Source organism: Devosia marina, assembly GCF_009758415.1.
GTDB classification, from domain to species: domain Bacteria; phylum Pseudomonadota; class Alphaproteobacteria; order Rhizobiales; family Devosiaceae; genus Devosia; species Devosia marina.
In genome coordinates, this window is the sequence record NZ_WQRF01000003.1 from 82,593 (window position 1) to 102,838 (window position 20,246).

Below are 20,246 nucleotides of genomic sequence, written 5' to 3' on the forward strand. Positions count from 1 at the left end.
CGCGCTGTACCGTGCCCCAAATGCCCGGAGAGCTGCAAAAGTTCCAAACTGCCGGAACTTTTCTCGGCAACACACGTTTTGGGCCATCGTGAGGTACAGTACAACAAGCGTCACCCGGGAGTTTTCGTCTATGTCCTTGTCCACGCGGATCGCACCGCATCTGCCCTACCTGCGGCGGTTTTCTCGCGCCGTCACCGGTTCGCAGACCTCAGGCGACGCCTATGTCGCCGCAACGCTCGAAGCGCTGATCGCCGATATCTCCCTGTTCCCCGAAGCCAGCAATGACCGCATTGCACTCTACAAACTTTTCTCCGCATTGTTTTCATCCTCTGCGGTGAAAGTGCCGGAACCGGCTTCGAGTTTTGCCTGGGAACAGCGCGCCGCCGCCAACCTGGCCAATCTGGCGCCCCTGCCCCGCCAGGCTTTTCTGCTGGTGGCCGTGGAAGGGTTCAGCCACGCCCAGGCCGCCGAGATCCTCTCGACCAGCGAGGACGAATTCGCCGACCTGCTCGACCAGGCGTCCACCGACATTTCCCGTCAGGTAGCCACCGAGATCATGATCATCGAAGATGAACCGCTGATCGCAATGGATATCGAGCAGATGGTGCAGAGCCTCGGCCACAAGGTGGTCAGCGTTGCCCGCACCCACAAGGAAGCGCTGAGCCTGTTTGCGCAGACCCAGCCCCGCATGATCCTGGCCGACATCCAGCTTGCCGACGGCAGTTCAGGCATTGATGCGGTCAACGACATTCTCAACAATCACTCGGTGCCGGTGATCTTCATCACTGCCTTCCCCGAGCGGCTGCTGACCGGGGAGCGGCCCGAACCGACATTCCTGGTCACCAAGCCGTTCAACCCCGACATGGTGAAGGCCCTGATCAGCCAGGCTCTGTTCTTCGACGAAGGCTCGCGCGCCGCAGCCTGATCCAGGCACACACGATTGAAGAATAAGGCCGGCACGTTCCGGCCTTTTTCTTTGCGTCCGGAACTTGCAGCGAACAGCGGCGTTGTCAGTGCAAGTATCAAAACATGGAGTTTACCATGCTGTATTATGCACTGGTCTTTCTGGTTATCGCGCTGATCGCTGGCGTGCTGGGCTTTGGTGGCATTGCCGGCGCCTCGGCTGGTATCGCGCAGATCCTGTTCTTCCTGTTCCTGGCGTTCCTCGTGATCTCGCTGGTGGTTGGTCTGTTCCGCAGGGGCACATAGGACCGACAGTCGAATTCAACAGAAAGAAGCGGCGCCCAAGGGGCGCCGCTTCTTTCTGTTCACGGTGCAGGGAACCAGGTGTCGATCTGCCCGGTGGCCCAATAGACCGTCAGTCCGATCCACTCGCGCATGGCGGTCGAGGTCGTATCGAGATTGCGCCCCAAATCGGCCAGATCGAAACCGAAACTTTCTTTGCCTGTGCTGCGGAAATCGGTGGGCCACGGAAGGACCGAGACCGCTTCGGCACGAAACAGGCCCACAGAGCGCGGGATGTGAAAGGCCGAAGTCACCAGCACGGTGGTACCGCCAGTCTCGGCCAGCAGGCTTTGGGTGAAGCGGGCGTTCTCGATCGTATTGCGCGACTGTCCCTCGAGCACCAACCGCTCTTCATCAATCCCCAATCCAACAAAGAACCGGCGGGCGGTCTCCGCTTCGCTCTCGCCCTCCGCGCTGAGCAGACCACCTCCACCCGAGAGCACGATGCGCGCCTGCGGAAAGCGCAGCGCCAGCCATAAGGTAGTGCTCAGCCGCTCGCCGGCATCATTCATGGCGACGGTCTGCCGCGCGCCACTGATACGCGACACGGTTGCGCCACCCAGCATCACGATGGCATCGACCCGTTCGGGCAGGACCGGGACAGCAAAACGCTCTTCCAGGGGTCGAATAATCACCGCGCCGAAATTGGTCAGGCTGGCCAGCCCGAGCACGCCAATCGCCAGAACCAGCGCAGCAAGGGCCAGGCGCCGCCGCCCGAACGCCACCAGAAGGCTGCCCAGCACAATGAGCAGCAGCACGATGCTGATCGGCTGCGCCACCAGCCAAAACAGCTTCGAGACAACAAAGAACATGCCCACCCTACCTTGCGCGGTGCGGGCAAAACCCGCTTTTTCGCTTGCTATCTCACAGGCTTCTGGTTTTCTACCAGACGGTCAAGATTGCCAATCGATTAATAAGGCAATCGCCAGTCAGGAAGCGCCCGATAACGGGCCAATGGTGAGCATGAAGCAGGCAGCGCCCGCAAAAGCGGAGCCATCGCCGGTCGTCGAACTGCGCGAACTTCACAAGTCCTTCGGCGCCCTGGAAGTGCTCAAGGGCATTTCCTTCACCGCGCGCGAAGGGCAGGTCGTCTCCCTTATCGGGTCTTCCGGATCAGGCAAATCCACGCTGCTGCGCTGCATCAACATGCTCGAGATCCCCGATCGCGGGGATGTGCTGATCGACGGCGAGGCCATTGTGCTCAAGGGCAATGGCCAGGGCCGCAGCATTGGCGACGAACACCAGATCCGCCGCATCCGTTCCGAGCTGGGCATGGTGTTCCAGTCGTTCAACCTCTGGGCGCACATGACCATTCTTGAAAATGTCATGGAAGCCCCGCTGGTGGTGCAAAAGCGCGCGCGCCCCGAGGTGGAAGCCGAAGCCCGCGCCATGCTCGACAAAGTAGGGATCGGTGACAAGGCCGATGCCTATCCCGCGCAACTGTCGGGCGGACAGCAGCAGCGCGCCGCCATCGCGCGGGCCCTCTGCATCAATCCGCGCGTCATGCTGTTTGACGAACCCACCTCTGCGCTCGACCCCGAGCTTGAAGTGGAGGTGCTGCGCGTCATCAAGCTCCTGGCTGACGAGGGCCGGACCATGGTGCTGGTGACCCATGACATGGATTTTGCCCGCTCGGTGTCCGACCGGGTGATCTTTCTCCATCAGGGACTGATCGAGGAGGAAGGCGCGCCCGACGAGGTGTTCGGTGCCACCAAATCGGCCCGCCTCAAACAATTTCTCAATGCGGCCAGCCACGACTGAGCTGCATGGAAAACGACCCGGAAAACCGGGCGCAATGACAACACGAACAAGCAAACGGAGAACGAGAATGAAAAAGACTATGCTGGCAGCGGCCGCCGTTCTGGCCCTCGCCACCCCCGCCTTCGCCCAGGACACTGTCCGCATCGCCACGGAAGGCGCCTATGCACCCTGGAACTTCCTCAACGATGCTGGCGAACCGGCCGGTTTCGAGATCGATCTGGGTAATGCCATCTGCGAAACCGCGGAGCTGAGCTGCGAGTGGATCATCAATGACTGGGACTCCATCATCCCGAATCTGCTGGCCGGCAACTACGACCTGATCATGGCCGGCATGTCGATCACCGATGAACGCCTCGAAACCATCAACTTCTCCGACAATTACTTCCCGCCCGATCCGTCCAAGTTCGTCGCCGCTGCCGGCGCTGGTCTCGACTTTTCAGCCTTGTCCGGCGCCCGCGTCGGCGTTCAGGGCGGCACGATCCAGGCCGGCTATGCCGAGGAAAACCTGGGCGGGGCCAACACCATCGTCACCTTCTCGACCGCTGACCAGGCCATGGCTGACCTGGCCGCCGGCAATCTCGACACCATCCTGGCCGACGGCGCCTATCTCGAGCCGGTCGTGAACGCCTCGAACGGCGCACTCGAATTCGTCGGTGAAGACGTGATGATCGGCGGCGGCGTGGGTGCCGGCGTGCGCAAGGAAGACACTGAACTCAAGGCCACCGTTGACGAGGCTCTGGCCACGCTCAAGGCCGACGGCACTGTGGACGCATTGATCGCCCAGTGGTTCGACGGCATGGGTCCGTTCTTCTCCGAATAAGCCGATCCGGCTCCAATCCTGTCCCTCCCGGCACCGGGAGGGACACTTGTATTGACGCATTTCCGAACCGTAAAACCGTTGCCAGTTTTGCAGGAAATGCTCCAACCGCGAAAGAGCGGCATGTTCGAAGACCTCGCCTTCTGGCTCGGCTACATCACCAATGGCAAGCATCTGACCTGGTACGCCAGTTTCCAGTTCACGATCTATGCTGCCCTGCTCGGCGGCGCCCTGGCCGTGGTGTTCGGCCTGACCGGCGCGACGCTGAAGAATTCGCGCTTCTTCGTGCTGCGCCTCGTCGGCTCGACCTATTCGTCGATCGTGCGCGGCGTGCCCGATGTGCTGTTCTTCCTGTTCTTCCCACTGGCCTTCGAGCAGGGCGTGGAATGGTTGGTGTCCACCCAGGTCTGCTCGCCCGAGGCGATTGCCGCCCAGACGGCCCCCTGGCCGCCCTGCCGCGAAGCAAACTGGTTCCTGGGCACCACTGAATATCTCCTGCTCGCCAGCGTCTCGCTGGGGCTCGTCTATGGCGCCTTTGCCACCAATGTCATTCATGGCGCCATGCGCGCCGTTCCGGCCGGTCAGCTCGAAGCCGCGCGCGCCTACGGCATGAGCACCACCCAGGTGCTTTGGCGCGTCCACATCCGCCAGATGTGGGTCTATGCCCTGCCGGGCCTCTCCAATGTGTGGATGCTGATCGTCAAGGCCACTTCGCTGCTCTCCCTGCTGCAGATCGCCGATATCGTGCTCTGGGCCGACCGGCTCGGCGCGCCCAATTTCCTGCCCACGGTGGGCCTGGTCCATGACGACTGGCGCTGGCGCTACTACCTGGTGCTGTTCGTGTTCTATATTCTGGTCACCTGGCTGTCCGAACGCGCCTTCGAATATCTGATGCGCCGCACCGGGCGCGGCATCCTGTCCGAGGTGCGGACCTGATGGAGGCATTCTTCAACGATCTGGCCATCATGGCCCCGGCGGTGGTGTTCAACATCTATTTCGCCCTGGCCTCGATCCCGCTGGGCTTTGTGATGGCGGTATTCCTGGCGCTGGGCAAGGCCTCGTCCAATCCGCTGATCAATGCGCTCTCGCGCGGCTATATCTATGCCTTTCGGGGCTCCCCGCTGTTCATCCAGTTCTTCATGTTCTATTCGCTGGCGCTTTCGCTCAACCTGACCGTGTGGCGGCCGCTCGGCATTTCCGGCTTCGTGCTGCATCCCCTTTTCATGGGGCCGCTGGTGCTCGTGCTCAACACTGCCGCCTACACCGCCGAGATCTTCTATGGCGCGCTGCGCGCCGTGCCCCGCGGCGCCGTCGAGGCGGCCAGGGCCTACGGCATGAGCCGCAGCCAGCAATTCCGCCGGGTGGTCTGGCCCAATCTCATCCGGCTGGCCTGGCCGGCCTATACCAATGAGGTGGTATTTCTGTTCCACGCCACGGCCATCGTCTATTTTGCCCTGCCCGTTGTCGGCCCGCAGGCTGACCTGATGATTACCGCCAAGACCCTGTTCGAACGCGATTTCAATGCATTCCTGCATTTCTCTGTGGCCGCGCTCTACTTCCTTGCGGTCTCGCTGGTGGTGTTCTTCCTGTTCGGCCTGGTCTATCAGCGCCTGATGCGCCATCTGCCGGCCCAGCCGGGCCTGCGCTTTGCGCCCAAATGGCTGCGTTGAGACGAGGAACTGCCATGAAAGTCATCGCCGATCTCTGCATCGTCCCGATGGGCGTGGGCCCATCGGTGTCCGCCTATATCGAGGCCGTGCGCGAGGTTTTGGAAACCACCGGCCTCACCCACGACATGCACGCCAATGGCACTAATATCGAAGGCGAGATGGCCGATGTCAGTGCCGCGGTGGAGGCCTGTTGCGCGCGCCTGCATGAGATGGGCGTCGAGCGCATTTTCTGCACCATGCATTTCTCGACCCGTATCGACAAACCCCAGTGCATGGCCGACAAGCTGGCCCGTCTCGCCTGAAGTAGCCCATCATGACCTTTACTCAGCATCAGCATCAGCTTGCCGGCGATGCGCCCGGCCATTCGACCACAATCTATTGGTACACCGCCGGGCCAGAAGCGGCCGAAACCAAGATCTATCTGCAGGCCGCGCTGCATGCCGACGAACAGCCCGGCACCATGGCGCTGCACCATTTGCTGCCCATGCTGCGCGACGCCGATGCCGCCAATTCGCTCAAGGCACGGTTCGTGGTCTTTCCCTCGGTCAATCCGCTGGGCCTGGCCACCCGTCTTCTGCGCCGCCATATCGGCCGCTACGACCTCGAAACCGGCGTCAATTTCAACCGCCGCTGGCCCGATCTCTACCCGTTGATTGCCGAGGCCGTCGCCGGCAAATTCACCGATGATGCGACAGCCAATTTGCGAACCATCCGCCAAGCCGTCGGCACCTGGATCGATCAGCAGCAGCCGGCAACTGCCGCCCAGCATCTGCGCCTGCTGATCCTGAAGGCCGCCCATGATGCCGATATCATGCTCGACCTGCACTGCGACGACGAGAGCCTGAAACATATCTTCACTTCGCCCAACCTGATGCCCGGCCTGCAGGATCTGGCCGACCGCATGCAGGTGGCAGCGACCCTGACCGCCGAAGACAGCGGCGGCGGCTCGTTCGATGAGGTCTTGCCCAACCTCTATCGCAAGGCCCAGCGCGCCAATTCGAACTTCCCAATCCCGATGGGCGCCGAAACCGCAACGCTGGAATATCGGGGCCAGGCCGATACGCATGATGACCTCGGCCGCGAAGACGCTCAGGGCCTGTTCGACTTCTTGGCCGGCCGCGGCTTGATCGACGCAAGACCCGCGCCCGCCAGCCCCGCACCGGGCCCAACCCCCTTCGAAGCCACCGAAGTGCTGCGCGCCGACCGTCCCGGCCTGCTGGCCTATCGCGTTGCGTTGGGGGACAAGGTGAACAAGGGCGATGTCGTTGCCGATATCATCGCCATGGATGGCCCCGAAGCGTTCCTTGCGCGCACGCCGCTGAGGGCTGGCACGGATGGTTTCATCCTCTCCCGCGCCAGCGCAAAATATGTCGTGCCCGGATCTTCTGTGGCCAAGATCGTGGGCAGTGATATTCTGCCCACGCGCGCTGGTGGTTACCTGCTGGAGGACTGACGCTCGCTACGCGCCAGACCCCATTGCGCATGATCGAGCGCAGTCATCACGCCGCGCAGTTCGGCCAGGCCTTTCATGCGGCCGATGGTCGGATAGCCCGGCTGCGAGCGGCGGCCGAGATCGTCCAGAATGTCCTGACCGTGATCCGGCCGCATCGGGATTTCCCAATCCGCGCGGCCTTCAGCCTTGCGACGCCGTTCTTCCCTGAGGATGGCGGCAATCAGCGCCACCATGTCGGTGTCTCCACCCAGATGCTCGGCCTCGAAGAAGGAACCGGCAATGTCGTCGCTGTCTCGCTTGACGTTGCGCAGGTGCAGGAAATGCACCTTGGGGCCAAAGCGCTCCATCATGCCGGGCAGATCGTTGTCCGGCCGCGCTCCGAGCGATCCGGAACACAGCGTCATGCCATTGGCAGGGCTGTCGACGGCCTCGAGAATGTATCTGTAGTCTTCCTCGGTCGACATGATGCGCGGCAGACCCAATAGCGCAAATGGCGGATCGTCCGGGTGGCAGCAGAGCCTGAGCCCCAGATCTTCGGCCACCGGCACCACCTCTTCCAGGAAATTGACGAAATGCACCCGCAATTGCTCGCGGCTGATGGCGCCATATTCATCGAGGTGCGCCTGCACGTCCTCGAGTGACATGGATTCGGTGGAGCCCGGCAGCCCCATCGTGACATTGCGCCCAAGCTGCTTCTGTTCGTCCTCGCTCATGGCTTCGAAGCGTCGCGCTGCCTCGTCGGCAATGGCGTTGGTGAAGTCAGTAGCCGCGCCAGGACGCTTGAGGATGTGGATGTCGAAGGCAGCAAAATCATTGATGTCGAAGCGCATGCAGGAGCCGCCATTGGGCACCGTCCAGCGCAGGTTGGTGCGGGTCCAGTCCAGCACCGGCATGAAGTTGTAGCAAATGGTCTCAATGCCGCTATCGGCCAGATGCTTCATCGAGATCTTGTAGTTGGCGATATGCTCCCGCCAATCGCCCTTCTGCTTCTTGATGTCTTCGGTGACCGGCAGGCTTTCCACCACGTCCCAGGTTAACCCCGACGCCGAACCGTCCTTCCGCGTCGCGATCTCCTCATGGCGCTTGGCAATTTCCTCGGGCGACCACACCACGCCATTGGGCACGTGGTGCAAGGCGCTCACCACACCTGCCGCACCGACCTGGGTAATATCGTCAATACTGGTCAGGTCCTTGGGGCCGAACCACCGCCACGTCTGTCGCAAGTCAAAATTCCTCTCTTGTATGGAAGCTCATTGCCATATTCAGCGTATCGCCGAAAGCCTCAATCATTGGCCAGCGCCAGCAGAGTTTGGACATGGCACGGCGTACCAGACCGGCACCAGCAGGCCAGATTCTTGCCGCTGAGTGCCGTGCGGATTTCGGCTTGGGAGGGACGCGGCCGGTTGGCCTCGATCTCCCCTGCCAACCAGCGCGCATGGCGGGCCACCGCTTCGGCCTGCGCGGCATCCCGCTCAAGCCCGGTTTCAGCCATCACAGCGGCGATCGTGAACGGGTTACCCCAGCGACCGGGGCGCGCTACCGTTTGGGCCGGCAGGCCGTTGAGCGCGTGTGACACGGCCTGCAGATCGAACCCCGCCTTGCGGGACAGGACAATGCGCGCCGGTTTCATTTCCGCATATTCCGATCGAAGACGAATTTGGGCATTTCCCATTTCAGCACCAGTGCCAAAACGCGCAGGGTGAAGCCGACGGCAATGGCAATCAGCACCATCAGATCGCCGGGCATGCCGTTGGTCAGGCCAAGAAAGTAGATTACCCCGGTAATCAGCGACACGGTGGCATAGAGTTCGCCCTGAAAGATCAGCGGAATGTCGTTGCACAATACATCGCGCAGCACGCCGCCAGCCGTTCCCGTCACCATGCCCGCCACGATGACGATGATGGGATGGACGCCCGCCTCGATGCCAATATTGCAGCCGATCACGGTGAACACCACCAACCCCAGCGCATCGAGCAAGAGGAAGGGCCACTTCAGTCGGTCCACCAGTCGCGCAAGGGGAATGGTCAGCAACGCCGCGCCGCAGACCAGCAGCAGCACATAGGGGTTCTTGACCCATACCAGCGGATAGTGATCGAGCAGGATATCGCGCATGGTGCCGCCACCCAGCGCCGTGACGCAGGCAATCAGGCACACCCCGAACCAGTCCATATTGCGCCGCCCAGCCGCCAGTGCGGCGGTCATCGCCTCCACGGTGATGGCGATGTAAAAGGCGATAGTCAGCATGGCGCGGGTCTCCAGATGCGTCGAAACCGGGTTGTCCGGACAACGTTACGCCATCACCATCTGCCCGTCGCTCGCTTCGGAAACAAGCCCCATGCGCCAGCCCCGCACCGTCCGCCTCCTCGAAGAATTCGGCAGAACGCGCCTCTCGCAAAGCTTCTTCATGCGCGATTTTCTCTATTCCGAGATCGCCACCATCAACGGCTTCCAGAATCTGCCCGATAACCCCGACCTGGCCATCGCCGCCGGCAAACACCTGTGCGAGGAGCTGCTCGAACCGCTTCAGCGTCGGTTTGGCCGCATCTCGGTGCGCTCGGCCTATCGCTCGCCCCAGGTTAACGGGTTCGGCAATGCCAACAAGCTCAATTGCGCCACCAATGAAAAGAACTTTGCCGGCCATATCTGGGACCGGCGCGACGCCAACGGCCATATGGGCGCCACGGCCTGCGTGATCGTCAACCGTTTCATTCCCTATTATGAGCGGACAGGCGACTGGGAAGCCCTGGCCTGGTGGATACACGATCACTTGCCCTATTCCGATATGGAGTTCTTTCCCAAGTTCGCGGCCTTCAACCTGCAATGGCACGAGGCCCCGACCCGCAGCATTCAAAGCTTCATCCCACCCCGGCGTGGCCGGCTGACCAAGCCGGGCATGGCCAATTGGGCCGGGCGGCATGAGGCGGCTTATGCGGAAATGCTGAAAGAGATCGGCTAGACGAAGTCCGCCCGCATCGGCGTGAACACATCGACGAGCCGCCCCTTCTCCAGGGCAACGACGCTGTGCACCAGCCCCGAGGGGACAATGAAGCTGCCGCCCTGCCCGACCACTTCGGTCGCCCCGTCAATGGTCACCTCGAAACGGCCTTCGGCGACATAGCTGACCTGGACATGGGGGTGGCTGTGCGGTGCGCCGACCGCGCCCTTGTCGAAGCCGAACTCGACCTGCATCAACTCGGGCATATGGATTAGCACCCTTCGGGTATTGCCCGGGGCCAGCTCGGTCCATTCGGTGGCGCCGGGTTGTGCAAAAAGCCTCTGTTCAGTCATCTCATCACCTCGCGAGCCAGCCGCCATCCACCGGAATGACGGCGCCGTGCATGTAGTTGGAAGCGGGCGCCAGCAGGAACACCGCCGCGTCGCCAATGTCGGATGGCACGCCCCAGCGCCCGGCGGGAATGCGCCCGAGAATGGCAGCGGACCGGTCCGGATCGTTGCGCAGGGCCTCGGTATTGTTGGTCTCGATATAGCCGGGCGCTACTGCGTTCACATTGATGCCCCTGGCCGCCCATTCATTGGCCAGCAATCGGGTAATGCCAAGCACTCCGCTTTTGGAGGCGGTGTAGCTCGCGACCCGAATGCCGCCCTGAAAGCTCAGCATCGAGGCAATATTGACAATTCGCGCCTCGCGCTCCGCTTCGATCGCTTTGCGCCCCAGGGACTGGCTGAGGAAGAACATCGTCTTGAGATTGATGTCCATCACCGCGTCCCAGTCATCCTCGGTGAAATCCACCGCATCGACGCGCTTGATGATCCCGGCATTATTGACCAGCCCATCAATAGGCCCGTGCTTGTCCCAGACCGCCTCGAACATGGCCTGTGCGTCGCTGGTTGATCCCAGGTCGGCCTGCACGGCCACCAGCTCGGCACCGGAGGCGGTCATCAGGTCCGCCGTCTCATCCATGGTCGAGCGGCCAACGCCGATCACCCGGCCACCGGCCCGACCGATGCTGAGCGCAATGCCCTGTCCGATCCCGGTATTGGCGCCGGTGACCATGACGGTCTTGCCCGCAAGGGAGAACGCGCTGAGGTCCATCAGCGCAGATCCTCCATGGCCACCTTCTCGACATCGGTATAGTCGACATTGTCGCCAGCCATGGCCCAGATGAAGGTGTAGGCGCCGGTGCCCGCGCCGCAGTGGATCGACCAGGGCGGGGAGAGGATCGCCTGTTCGTTGCGCACGATAAGATGTCGGCTTTCGTCCGGCTCGCCCATCAGATGCACCACAAAAGCGTCGGGCTTGAGGTCGACATAGAGATAGGCTTCCATGCGGCGGTCATGCACATGGGCCGGCATGGTGTTCCACACCGAACCTGGCGCGAACTGGGTAAGGCCTACCACAAGCTGGCAAGTCTTTACGCTGTCGGCGTTCACATACTGGAAGATCGAGCGCTCATTGGCGGTTTCGTTGCTGCCCAGGTCGAGCCGCTTGGCGCCCGACTTCTGCAACAGGGTCGTGGGATGGCTGGCATGGGCCGGCGCGCTCAATAGGTAGAACTTGGCCCCCTCGCCAGCAAAGCGCACGTCTTTCGCGCCCATGCCAATATAGAGCATGTCGCGCGGCCCAACTGCATGATCGGTGCCATCGACCGAGATCGTGCCGGCCTCACCGATATTAACGGCAATCAGCTCGCGCCGGTCGAGGAAATTCGCCGTGCCCGTCGGCTTGATCGCTTCGAGCGCCAACGCACCGCCATTGGGCACGGCCCCGCCGACCGCCATGCGGTCGTAATGGGTGTAGGTCCAGCGCACTTCGCCGGCGGCAAACAGATCGTCGATCAAGAAATTTTCGCGCAGCTCATCGGTCCCCATGGCTGCTGCCGTAGAGGGGTCAATGGCGAAACGAATGTCGAAGTCGGTGCTCATGGTCTAGTCCTGTTTACTTGTGCCTTGTTCAGCCAGGCGGGCGCGGTAGCGGTCCTGGCTGCGCGAGAGATGATCCCGCATGGCCTCGCGCGCTCCATCGGCGTCACGGGCGGAGATCGCATTGAGAATTCGCTTGTGCTCTTCGTGCAGGCCGACCTGATATTCATAGGTCAGCACGCTCTCCGTGCCCCAGGGCGATGCCACGTCGCACGGAATGGTGCGGCTGCCCAGGGCATCGAGCACTTCGAGATAGAAGGGGTTGTTCGTCGCCGCCGCGATGGCACGGTGAAAGTAAAAATCCGTCCTGCCGGTCGGATTGCCCTCGTCCAGCAGCCGGCCGAATTCGTTCCAGGCCTCCTGAATGGCCGCAACCTGGCTGGTGCTGTGGCGCCCCGCAGCAAGACCGGCGGACTCGATCTCGATGCCCATGCGCACTTCAAGCACGTTGAGCGCCACCGAGATCTTGTTCGAACGCTCGCCGGCAATGGCGCTGAAGGCCGAACTGGCCTGCGCCATGACAAACACACCGGCGCCCTGGCGGGGCTGTACCATGCCGTCGGCGGCCAGCGCGGCGATCGCCTCGCGCACCACGGTCCGGCTGACACCGAAATGGGTGGTCAGTTGGCTCTCGGTGGGTAGCTTTTCGCCAGGCCCGAACTCGCCGGCACCGATGCGCTTGCGCAGCGCATCGACCACCATCTGTGCCAGCTTGGGCTTGCGGGCGGGGACGGATACTTCAATCAAGGCCATCAGATCACCGGAACAGGCTGGGCAGCCACAAGGACAACGCTGGAATATAGGTCACCAGCCCCAGCACAATGATCCCCGCTATGTAGAACGGCCAGACGCTGCGCATGGCGGCCCAGATCGAAATCTTGCCAACCGCCGCCGCCACGAACTGCACAGGTCCCAATGGCGGTGTGTTGAGCCCGATCCCCAGATTGAGGATCATGATGACGCCGAAATGCACCGGGTCGACGCCGAAGCTGGAAACCATGGGCAGGAAGATCGGCGTGGTGATGATGATCAGCGGTCCCATATCCATGAAGGTGCCGAGCAGCAGCAGCAGCACATTGATAAGCAACAGCACCATCAACGGGTCGCTGGTGAGCTGGGTCACCATCTCGGTGAGCATCGGCGCCACGCGCATATAGGCCATCAGCCAACCAAAGGATGCTGCTGCGCCGATGATGAACAGCACCATGGCGGTCGTCCGCACGGCGCCGATGACGCAGTGAACGAAGTTCGACCAGTCCATGGAGCGATAGACCAGCAGGGTCACCAGGAAGGCGTAGATCACCGCAATGCAGGAGCTTTCCGTGGCGGTGAAGATGCCGGAACGCACGCCACCAAAGATGATCGCGATCAGCATCAGGCCCGGTATGGAAATGACGAAAAACTGCGCGGCTCTCGCAAAGCCGGGGAACGGCTCGGTGGGATAGCCACGCCTGCGTGCCACGATATAGGCGGTAATCATCAATACCAGGGCGAGCAGCAGCCCCGGAATGATCCCGGCCGTGAACAGGTCGGCAATGGAAATGCGCCCGCCGCCCGAAAGCGAATAGATGATCATGTTGTGGCTGGGCGGCAGCAACAGGGCAATCAGCGCCGACATCGAGGTGACGTTGACCGCATAATCGGCACCATAGCCGCGCGCTTTCATCTGCGGGATCATGATCCCGCCCACCGCGGCCGCCTCGGCCACGGCCGAGCCCGAAATGCCGCCGAACAGGGTCGAGGCCACAATATTGACCTGCCCCAGGCCGCCGCGCACATGCCCAATGATTGAGCCGGCAAACGCAATGATGCGCGCGGCAATGCCGCCCCGCATCATCAGGTCGCCGGCAAAGATGAAGAAGGGAATGGCCATCAGCGTAAAGGCCGACACACCCGAATTGAGCTGCTGAAACACCACCACCGGCGGGCGCCCGAGATAGATGATCGTGGCGAGGCTGGCGATGCCAAGGCAGAAGGCGATGGGCGTGCCGACAAACATCAGGCCGCCGAAAACTCCGAATAGTACCCAGTATTCCATCGAAATCAGACCTCGGAAATAGCGCGTTCAGTGGTTTCGGTATCGACCGGTTCGCCGGCCAGGCGCAGCGTCATGCGCTCCAGGACGAACAGGCATATCAGCGCGCCTGAAACCACGATGGGCAGATAGGTGATGGTCTGGGGCATGCCGAGCACCGGGATGCGCACACTCGCACCGCGGATAGCCAGTTCACCCCCAAACCAGACCATGCCGAAGCCGAAACCGAACATGGCGACATCGCTGACGCTGCGCAGCCAGGGCCGGGCGCTGTCTGGTAGGGCATAGAGCAGCACATCGAAGCCCATATGGAATTTTTCGCGCACCCCGACGGCCGCACCAAGAAAGATGAACCAGCTCATGATCTGGATCGATGCCGCCTCGGTCCATGATGGCGACGAGTTGATCACGTAGCGCATGAAGACCTGGTAGGCGACGAGCGAGGTCATGGCGACAAGGCCCACACCAGCGAGCCACAAGGCGGCAGTCGAGATCGCGCTGAACACGCGGCTGGCTGCCAGGAGGCCGTTCTTCATCGGCTCAATCTCCCAAGAAACATATCGCCGGGCCGGCGTGAATGCCGGCCCGGCAGGATGCATTAGCCCTCAGTGGCCTGGATGCGGGCGACCAGATCCTGCAGCATCGGATCGGTGACGTACTTCTCGTAGACCGGCTTCATCGCTTCGATGAAGGGGGCCTTGTCGACCTCGTTGATCGTGACCCCGAGAGCCTCGACGGCAGCCTTGGACTCAACTTCCTTGGCGGCCCAGAGTTCGCGCTGATAGGTAACCGATTCCTTGGCGGCTTCGCGCATGGCAGCCTGATCCTCGGGGGTCATACCGTCCCAGACGATCTTGGAGACCACCAGCACTTCGGGCACCATCAGGTGCTCGTTGAGCGAGTAATACTGGGCGACTTCCGCGTGCCCGGCGGTGTCGAAGCTGGGATAGTTGTTTTCAGCGCCATCGATAACGCCGGTCTGGATACCCGAATAGACTTCGCCATAGGGCATAGGCGTGGCATTGCCGCCCAGCGCCGCCACCATGTCCACGAACACATCCGAACCCATGACGCGGAACTTCATGCCTTCCATGTCGGCCAGCGTGTTGATCGGCTTCTGGCTATTGTAGAACGAGCGGGCGCCGCCGTCGTAATAGGCCAGCGCGATGACATCCACTGCCTCAAAGGCGGCCAGGATCTCATCGCCGATCGGGCCATCCAGCACATTGTGGAAGTGCTCGGTCGAGCGGAAGATATAGGGAAGCTGGGTCACGGTCGCCGCAGGCACCTGGGTGCCGAAAGCGCCGATGGAAATGCGATTGAGATCGATCACACCAAACTGGGTCTGCTCGATCGTATCGGCTTCCTGGCCGAGCTGGGCCGAGTGGAACACTTCCACCGAGTAGCGGCCATCGGTCTTGTCCGAAAGCAATTCGCCGAAGCGCTTGACGGCCTCGACGGTCGGATAGCCATCCGGATGGGTATCGGATGAGCGCAGCACCGTCTGGGCGCTCGCGGCCGAAACCATAAGTGTGGATGCGACGACGGCAGCAGCCGCCATCCTAGGCAGATGAAACATGGTTGTCCTCCCAATGTGTCTCAAAGGCCGGGCATTTGTCCCTCCCGGCCGCAACGGCAGATCGCCTGCCGCCGGCCCGTTGTGATCTTGTCAATCAACGGACCTTGTGCAAACTGGTATGGAAGTTAAAAAGACAAGTCAACATACAATAATTCGTATGTTGTATGATGACTCTACGGAGACCCTACAAACCGCTGCAAACAAAAGAAAACCCCGGGAGCTGACCCCCGGGGCTTCTGTGAATTTCGGCTGCGACTGGTACCACTCAGATATGAATTGCGCCGTCGCCGAGGGACAGCGCCGCCTCGCGAATGGCCTCGCTCAAGGTCGGGTGCGCATGCGTGGTGCGCGCCAGATCTTCCGATGCACCGGAAAATTCCATCAACGTCACCAGCTCGTGGATCATTTCACCAGCATTCTTGCCCACGATATGGGCGCCCAGCACGCGGTCGGTCTCGACATCGGCCAGGATCTTGACGAAGCCCTGCGTCGCCAGCATGGCCTTGGCGCGGCCATTGGCGGTGAAGGGGAACTTGCCGATCTTGTACTCAATGCCATCGGCCTTGAGTTCGTCCTCGGTCTTGCCGACGGAGGCCACTTCGGGATTGGTGTAAACCACTGACGGAATGGCGGCATAGTTCACATGACCGGCCTGCCCGCTGAGGATTTCGGCAACGGCAATGCCCTCGTCCTCGGCCTTGTGCGCCAGCATCGGGCCGGCGATGACATCGCCAATGGCATAGATGCCATCGACCGAGCTCTTATAGTGCCCGTCGACGCGCACCCGGCGGCGCTCGTCCAGCGCAACACCAGCCAGGTCAAGGCCCAGGCCCTCAGTGTGCGGCTTGCGGCCGATGGCCACCAGCGCCACGTCGGCATCCAGCACTTCGACCTCGCCGCCCTTTGCCGGCTCCACATTGATCTTGAGCGAGCCGTCTTCCTGCTTCTCGACGCCGGCAACCTTGCTCGAAAGCTTGAACTCCATGCCCTGCTTTTGCAGCATGCGCTGGAACTGGCGGGCCACTTCGCTGTCCATGCCGGGCAGGATGCGGTCGAGATATTCGACCACGGTGACCTGAGCGCCCAGGCGCATCCAGACCGAGCCGAGCTCCAGCCCAATGACGCCGGCGCCAATGACGACCAGCTTGTTGGGCACTTTTTCGAGATTCAGCGCACCGGTCGAGGTGACGATCTGCTTTTCGTCGATCTCGATGCCCGGCAGATTGGCCGAGACCGAGCCGGTGGCAATGACGATGTTCTTGGTGACGATTTCGGTCTGCGAACCGGTCTGCGGCGTCACCAGCACCTTGCCTGCGGCCGGAATGGAACCGATGCCGCGGAATACGGTGATCTTGTTCTTCTTGAACAGGTAATCGACGCCGCCGACATTGGACGCGACCGTTTCGCTCTTGTGGGTGAGCATCTGCTTGAGGTTGAGCTGGGGCGCCGGAATGTCGATCCCCAGCGACTTGAAGCCGTGACCGGCCTCTTCAAACATTTCCGAAGCATGCAGCAGCGCCTTGGAGGGGATGCAGCCGATATTGAGGCAGGTACCACCAAGGGTCGCCCACTTTTCCACCACGGCCACCTTCATGCCGAGCTGCGCCGCGCGGATCGCGCAGACATAGCCGCCCGGGCCCGAGCCGATGATGGTAAGGTCGAATTGGTCTGCCATTGTCCTAAAGCCTCAGATGTTGGTCAGCGCTGCTGAGCCAGTGCAACACGCACAGCCAGCGCCAGGAATGTAATGCCGGTTACCCGATTAAACCACCGGCCGAAACGGAAAAACGCCAGTCGCACCCTGGGGGTCGTAAAGAATACCGACACCAAAGCGAACCAGGCAAAAAGCATGAGGGCCATGCTGCCCACATAGATCACCTTGGTCTGCCCGCCAGTGTGCACCGACACCAGCGTGGTGAACAGCGCCAGGAAGAACAACACGGCCTTGGGATTGAGCAGGTTGGTCAGGAACCCGAGCGCAAACGCGGCCATGTCGCCCTTGCGCGCAGCGCCCTGTTCCGACATTTCGGGCGGCTGCGGCGGCGCACTGCGCAGCGCCGATATCGCCAGCCAGACGAGATAGGCCGCGCCGGCCCATTTGAGAATATTGAACAGCAGCAAAGACTGCCCCACGATCACGCCGACGCCGAGCAGCGTGTAGCTGCCATGCACCAGGATCGAGGTGGCAATGCCCGCGGAAGTAAACAGCGCCTCGCGCCGTCCATGCACCACGGCCTGGCGCAGCACCATGGCGAAATCGGCACCGGGAATAATCGCATTGATGCCGAAGGCCAGCATCAGGCCCAGGAATTCGAACCAGGGGAAGTCCATAAGTCGCCACCGCCGCAAGATAACGGGCTAACGGTTACACCAGCAGGCGCCCCCGGGCAACGCGGACCATGAGATTGACCCCTGCCCGATAGGCAAGGGCGCACACGCTAGACGGCAACACCCACGAACAGCATGAGCAACCCGACCAGCGAAACCATCCAGAACGACGAGCGCATCAGCGGCACATCGATGAAATAGGCAGGCAGATAGGCCCAACGCGCCCAGAACCAGATCTGTGCGCCCCATTGTGTGAGGCTGTCGGACCGGCCGGAGATTTCGGTCGCGACCGCAAGGGCAATGAAAATGCCATAGGTCTCGAGAAAATTGCGCAGACACCGGTTGCCCCGCGCCGCCCATTTGTTCGGCGGACGCTCATTGTCCCGCTGCGTGCCGGCATGAACGATCCCATAATCCAGGCGATACGCCGCCGATTGGACGGCAAGGTAGGCAAACGCCAGCCCGGCGCTCCAGATCAAAAGGGTCAGTTCAACGCTCATGCCATGCTCCATGTGCTGCCGGAACCACGGCCAGCAGCGCGGCATGAATTGCATAATTAAGTCGGATAGCCAACAGTTTAGCTGAACATTTCTAGGACGCAGAGATGTCCTGCGCCCGCTTCAGGACGTCTGGCAGTTGCTGATCGATATCGAGCGCTTCGCTCTCGATCTGCTCCAGAAAGGCGCGGCAGAATCGTTCCTTGGAGGCCGCTTGGTTGTAGGCCGACATGATCTGGCTGCCGCCATAGGTTTCGGCCGCCTGCCGTTGACCCTCGCTGCCGCCACCCAGCCGCTCGATCACGCGGTCGGCAAGATCGAGATAGCCGATGTTCCGAAGGTACCAATTGGCCGCGGCATCTTCATAGGCGCTGTCCAGGCCCGTGGTCTCATAGCAATGCGTGGTCATCACATCGACAATGGCCTTTGAGCCATGGAAGGCCATGAGTTCACCGACCAGCTCGGTATCGGCAGCCGCCCGCTCCTGCGCAAAACCGGGCGTAGCCATCAGTGCCATCGCCGCCCAAACCATCAGTCCAGTTCTCAACGTCACGTCTCCAGAACGCCTTGTTCGCGCGTCCACGCCCCTCTGCATATCGGGGCCAAATGCTAACAGAACCTTACCGTGCGCCCGTGCTCCACACACCATTGGGTGAACACGAAAAAGGCCCGCCGAAGCGGGCCTTCAAACGCACAAATGTGGCAAGTCTTAGAGATCAAGCACCAGACGCTCGGGCGCCTCAAGGCTTTCCTTGACGCGGACAAGGAACGTCACCGCTTCCTTGCCGTCGACAATGCGGTGGTCATAGCTCAGCGCCAGATACATCATCGGGCGGATGACGATCTCGCCGCCGACCACAACCGGACGTTCCTGGATCTTGTGCATGCCCAGAATGCCCGACTGCGGGGCGTTGAGGATTGGCGTCGACATCAGCGAACCGTAGACACCACCATTGGAGATGGTGAAGGTGCCGCCCTGCATGTCGGCCATGGACAGCTGGCCGTCGCGGGCCTTCTTGCCCAGATTGCCGATTTCCTTCTCGATCTCGGCAATGCTCATCTGGTCGGCATTGCGCACGACCGGCACGACCAGACCCTTGTCGGTACCCACGGCCACGCCGATATGCGCGTATTGCTTGTAGATCAGGTCATCGCCATCGATCTCGGCATTGACCGCCGGGATTTCCTTGAGCGCATGCACCACGGCCTTGGTGAAGAAGCCCATGAAGCCAAGCTTGACGCCATGCTTCTTTTCGAACAGCTCCTTGTAGGAACTGCGCAGATCCATCACCGGCTTCATGTCCACCTCGTTGAAGGTGGTCAGCATGGCGGCGGTGTTCTGCGCGTCTTTGAGGCGGCGTGCGATGGTCTGGCGCAGACGGGTCATCTTGACCCGCTCTTCTCGCTCGGCATCGTCCGCAGCAACCGGCGCACGCGGGGCGGCAGGTGCCTTGGCCTCGGCGGCCGGCTTGGCCTCGGCCGGGGCCGCAGCGGGCTTGGCAAGGGCAGACAGCACATCTTCCTTGAGCACCTGGCCGGCCTTGCCCGAACCGGCAATATTGTCTGCGTTCAGGCCCTTCTCGTTGATCATCTTCTGCGCCGAGGGTGCAGGGGCCCGATCGCTCGCGGTCCGTGGCTGGGGTATCGGCTCCGGATTGACGTTGACCGGATTGTCAGCGGAAGGCTCGGGAGCCGAGCTCGAATCCTGGCTCGAAGGCGCGGCCGCCGCTTCCCCGGAGCCAGCGCCGATGGCACCAAGCAAGGCACCGACATCGACGGTGTCACCGGGCTGGGCGGCAATGGCTTCGAGCACACCGGCGGCAGGCGCCGGCACCTCGATGGTCACCTTGTCGGTTTCGAGCTCGACGATGGGTTCGTCGGCTGCAATGGTGTCGCCCACCTTCTTGAACCACTGGCCAATCGTGGCTTCGGTAACGCTTTCACCCAGGGTCGGGACGCGGATTTCTGTCGACATTGAGA

25 protein-coding genes are annotated in these 20,246 nt (G+C 61.8%); 9 read left to right on the forward strand and 16 right to left on the reverse strand.

Annotated elements, in window-relative coordinates:
• Window positions 1–130 precede the first annotated feature (130 nt).
• Entirely contained in the window at window positions 131–925 is a 795-nt protein-coding gene (locus GO014_RS11385; protein WP_116588896.1) for a response regulator, read from the forward strand.
• Between the two features lie 116 nt (window positions 926–1,041).
• A complete protein-coding gene (locus GO014_RS11390; protein WP_104894937.1) occupies window positions 1,042–1,209 on the forward strand; it encodes a DUF1328 domain-containing protein in 168 nt (55 codons plus the stop codon).
• 59 nt (window positions 1,210–1,268) lie between these two features.
• On the opposite strand, the gene GO014_RS11395 is transcribed toward GO014_RS11390, so the two are convergent.
• Complete coding sequence (locus GO014_RS11395; protein ID WP_157290448.1) at window positions 1,269–2,057, reverse strand: YdcF family protein; 789 nt, start codon at window positions 2,055–2,057, stop codon at window positions 1,269–1,271.
• Between the two features lie 151 nt (window positions 2,058–2,208).
• Here GO014_RS11395 and GO014_RS11400 point away from each other — a divergent pair, with 151 nt between their 5' ends.
• The 6 genes from GO014_RS11400 to GO014_RS11425 all read left to right on the forward strand — a co-directional run bounded on the left by GO014_RS11400 (window position 2,209) and on the right by GO014_RS11425 (window position 6,946).
• Window positions 2,209–3,006, forward strand: a complete 798-nt coding sequence (locus GO014_RS11400) for an ABC transporter ATP-binding protein (RefSeq protein ID WP_116589169.1) — start codon at window positions 2,209–2,211, stop codon at window positions 3,004–3,006.
• A gap of 67 nt (window positions 3,007–3,073) precedes the next feature.
• Window positions 3,074–3,826, forward strand: coding sequence for a transporter substrate-binding domain-containing protein (locus tag GO014_RS11405; RefSeq protein ID WP_157290449.1), 753 nt, complete (start codon window positions 3,074–3,076; stop codon window positions 3,824–3,826).
• Between the two features lie 120 nt (window positions 3,827–3,946).
• The gene (locus tag GO014_RS11410) at window positions 3,947–4,759 is read left to right on the forward strand and encodes an ABC transporter permease subunit (protein ID WP_246204590.1); all 813 of its coding nucleotides are present in this window, start codon (window positions 3,947–3,949) and stop codon (window positions 4,757–4,759) included.
• Window positions 4,759–5,493 (forward strand): ABC transporter permease subunit, encoded by a 735-nt coding sequence (locus tag GO014_RS11415; RefSeq protein ID WP_116588892.1) that lies wholly within the window; start codon window positions 4,759–4,761, stop codon window positions 5,491–5,493. The genes GO014_RS11410 and GO014_RS11415 overlap by 1 nt, the downstream gene beginning before the upstream one ends.
• Before the next feature lie 14 nt (window positions 5,494–5,507).
• Complete coding sequence (locus GO014_RS11420) at window positions 5,508–5,795, forward strand: MTH1187 family thiamine-binding protein (protein WP_157290451.1); 288 nt, start codon at window positions 5,508–5,510, stop codon at window positions 5,793–5,795.
• A gap of 11 nt (window positions 5,796–5,806) precedes the next feature.
• Window positions 5,807–6,946, forward strand: a complete 1,140-nt coding sequence (locus GO014_RS11425; protein WP_157290452.1) for a succinylglutamate desuccinylase/aspartoacylase family protein — start codon at window positions 5,807–5,809, stop codon at window positions 6,944–6,946.
• Here the strand turns inward: GO014_RS11425 and uxuA are convergent.
• From uxuA to GO014_RS11440, 3 genes are read right to left on the reverse strand one after another with little or no spacing between them, the layout of a single operon-like run.
• Window positions 6,928–8,169 (reverse strand): mannonate dehydratase, encoded by a 1,242-nt coding sequence (gene uxuA, locus GO014_RS11430; protein ID WP_157290453.1) that lies wholly within the window; start codon window positions 8,167–8,169, stop codon window positions 6,928–6,930. The genes GO014_RS11425 and uxuA overlap by 19 nt on opposite strands.
• 59 nt (window positions 8,170–8,228) lie before the next feature.
• Window positions 8,229–8,576: a DUF4326 domain-containing protein gene (locus tag GO014_RS11435; RefSeq protein WP_157290454.1), complete on the reverse strand. Its 348-nt coding sequence runs from the start codon at window positions 8,574–8,576 to the stop codon at window positions 8,229–8,231.
• Window positions 8,573–9,190 (reverse strand): trimeric intracellular cation channel family protein, encoded by a 618-nt coding sequence (locus GO014_RS11440; protein ID WP_157290455.1) that lies wholly within the window; start codon window positions 9,188–9,190, stop codon window positions 8,573–8,575. Before GO014_RS11440 ends, GO014_RS11435 begins: the two co-directional genes overlap by 4 nt.
• A 91-nt stretch (window positions 9,191–9,281) precedes the next feature.
• Between GO014_RS11440 and GO014_RS11445 the strand changes: the two genes are divergently transcribed.
• Window positions 9,282–9,902: a peptidase M15 gene (locus GO014_RS11445; protein WP_157290822.1), complete on the forward strand. Its 621-nt coding sequence runs from the start codon at window positions 9,282–9,284 to the stop codon at window positions 9,900–9,902.
• Here the strand turns inward: GO014_RS11445 and GO014_RS11450 are convergent.
• The 12 genes from GO014_RS11450 to odhB form a co-directional block, all read right to left on the reverse strand.
• A complete protein-coding gene (locus GO014_RS11450; RefSeq protein ID WP_157290456.1) occupies window positions 9,899–10,234 on the reverse strand; it encodes a cupin domain-containing protein in 336 nt (111 codons plus the stop codon). The two genes, GO014_RS11445 and GO014_RS11450, sit on opposite strands and share 4 nt — an antisense overlap.
• Window positions 10,235–10,238: 4 nt before the next feature.
• Complete coding sequence (kduD, locus tag GO014_RS11455) at window positions 10,239–11,000, reverse strand: 2-dehydro-3-deoxy-D-gluconate 5-dehydrogenase KduD (protein WP_157290457.1); 762 nt, start codon at window positions 10,998–11,000, stop codon at window positions 10,239–10,241.
• On the reverse strand, window positions 11,000–11,830 hold the full coding sequence (kduI, locus tag GO014_RS11460; protein ID WP_157290458.1) for a 5-dehydro-4-deoxy-D-glucuronate isomerase: 831 nt from the start codon (window positions 11,828–11,830) through the stop codon (window positions 11,000–11,002). Before kduI ends, kduD begins: the two co-directional genes overlap by 1 nt.
• 3 nt (window positions 11,831–11,833) lie before the next feature.
• Window positions 11,834–12,580: a FadR/GntR family transcriptional regulator gene (locus tag GO014_RS11465; protein ID WP_157290459.1), complete on the reverse strand. Its 747-nt coding sequence runs from the start codon at window positions 12,578–12,580 to the stop codon at window positions 11,834–11,836.
• Window positions 12,581–12,584: 4 nt separating this feature from the next.
• Window positions 12,585–13,865 (reverse strand): TRAP transporter large permease, encoded by a 1,281-nt coding sequence (locus GO014_RS11470; RefSeq protein WP_157290460.1) that lies wholly within the window; start codon window positions 13,863–13,865, stop codon window positions 12,585–12,587.
• 5 nt (window positions 13,866–13,870) lie between these two features.
• Window positions 13,871–14,398 carry a TRAP transporter small permease gene (locus tag GO014_RS11475; protein ID WP_116587856.1) on the reverse strand — a complete coding sequence of 176 codons (528 nt, stop codon included), beginning with the start codon at window positions 14,396–14,398 and terminating at the stop codon, window positions 13,871–13,873.
• Window positions 14,399–14,460: 62 nt separating this feature from the next.
• Complete coding sequence (locus tag GO014_RS11480; protein ID WP_157290461.1) at window positions 14,461–15,441, reverse strand: TRAP transporter substrate-binding protein; 981 nt, start codon at window positions 15,439–15,441, stop codon at window positions 14,461–14,463.
• 265 nt (window positions 15,442–15,706) lie between these two features.
• Entirely contained in the window at window positions 15,707–17,116 is a 1,410-nt protein-coding gene (gene lpdA / locus GO014_RS11485) for a dihydrolipoyl dehydrogenase (protein WP_157290462.1), read from the reverse strand.
• A gap of 23 nt (window positions 17,117–17,139) precedes the next feature.
• Window positions 17,140–17,772, reverse strand: coding sequence for a LysE family translocator (locus GO014_RS11490; protein WP_116588885.1), 633 nt, complete (start codon window positions 17,770–17,772; stop codon window positions 17,140–17,142).
• Between the two features lie 107 nt (window positions 17,773–17,879).
• The gene (locus GO014_RS11495) at window positions 17,880–18,269 is read right to left on the reverse strand and encodes an MAPEG family protein (RefSeq protein ID WP_157290463.1); all 390 of its coding nucleotides are present in this window, start codon (window positions 18,267–18,269) and stop codon (window positions 17,880–17,882) included.
• A gap of 91 nt (window positions 18,270–18,360) precedes the next feature.
• Complete coding sequence (locus tag GO014_RS11500; protein WP_157290464.1) at window positions 18,361–18,774, reverse strand: hypothetical protein; 414 nt, start codon at window positions 18,772–18,774, stop codon at window positions 18,361–18,363.
• Between the two features lie 201 nt (window positions 18,775–18,975).
• The gene (odhB, locus tag GO014_RS11505) at window positions 18,976–20,241 is read right to left on the reverse strand and encodes a 2-oxoglutarate dehydrogenase complex dihydrolipoyllysine-residue succinyltransferase (RefSeq protein ID WP_116588882.1); all 1,266 of its coding nucleotides are present in this window, start codon (window positions 20,239–20,241) and stop codon (window positions 18,976–18,978) included.
• Window positions 20,242–20,246: the final 5 nt, after the last annotated feature.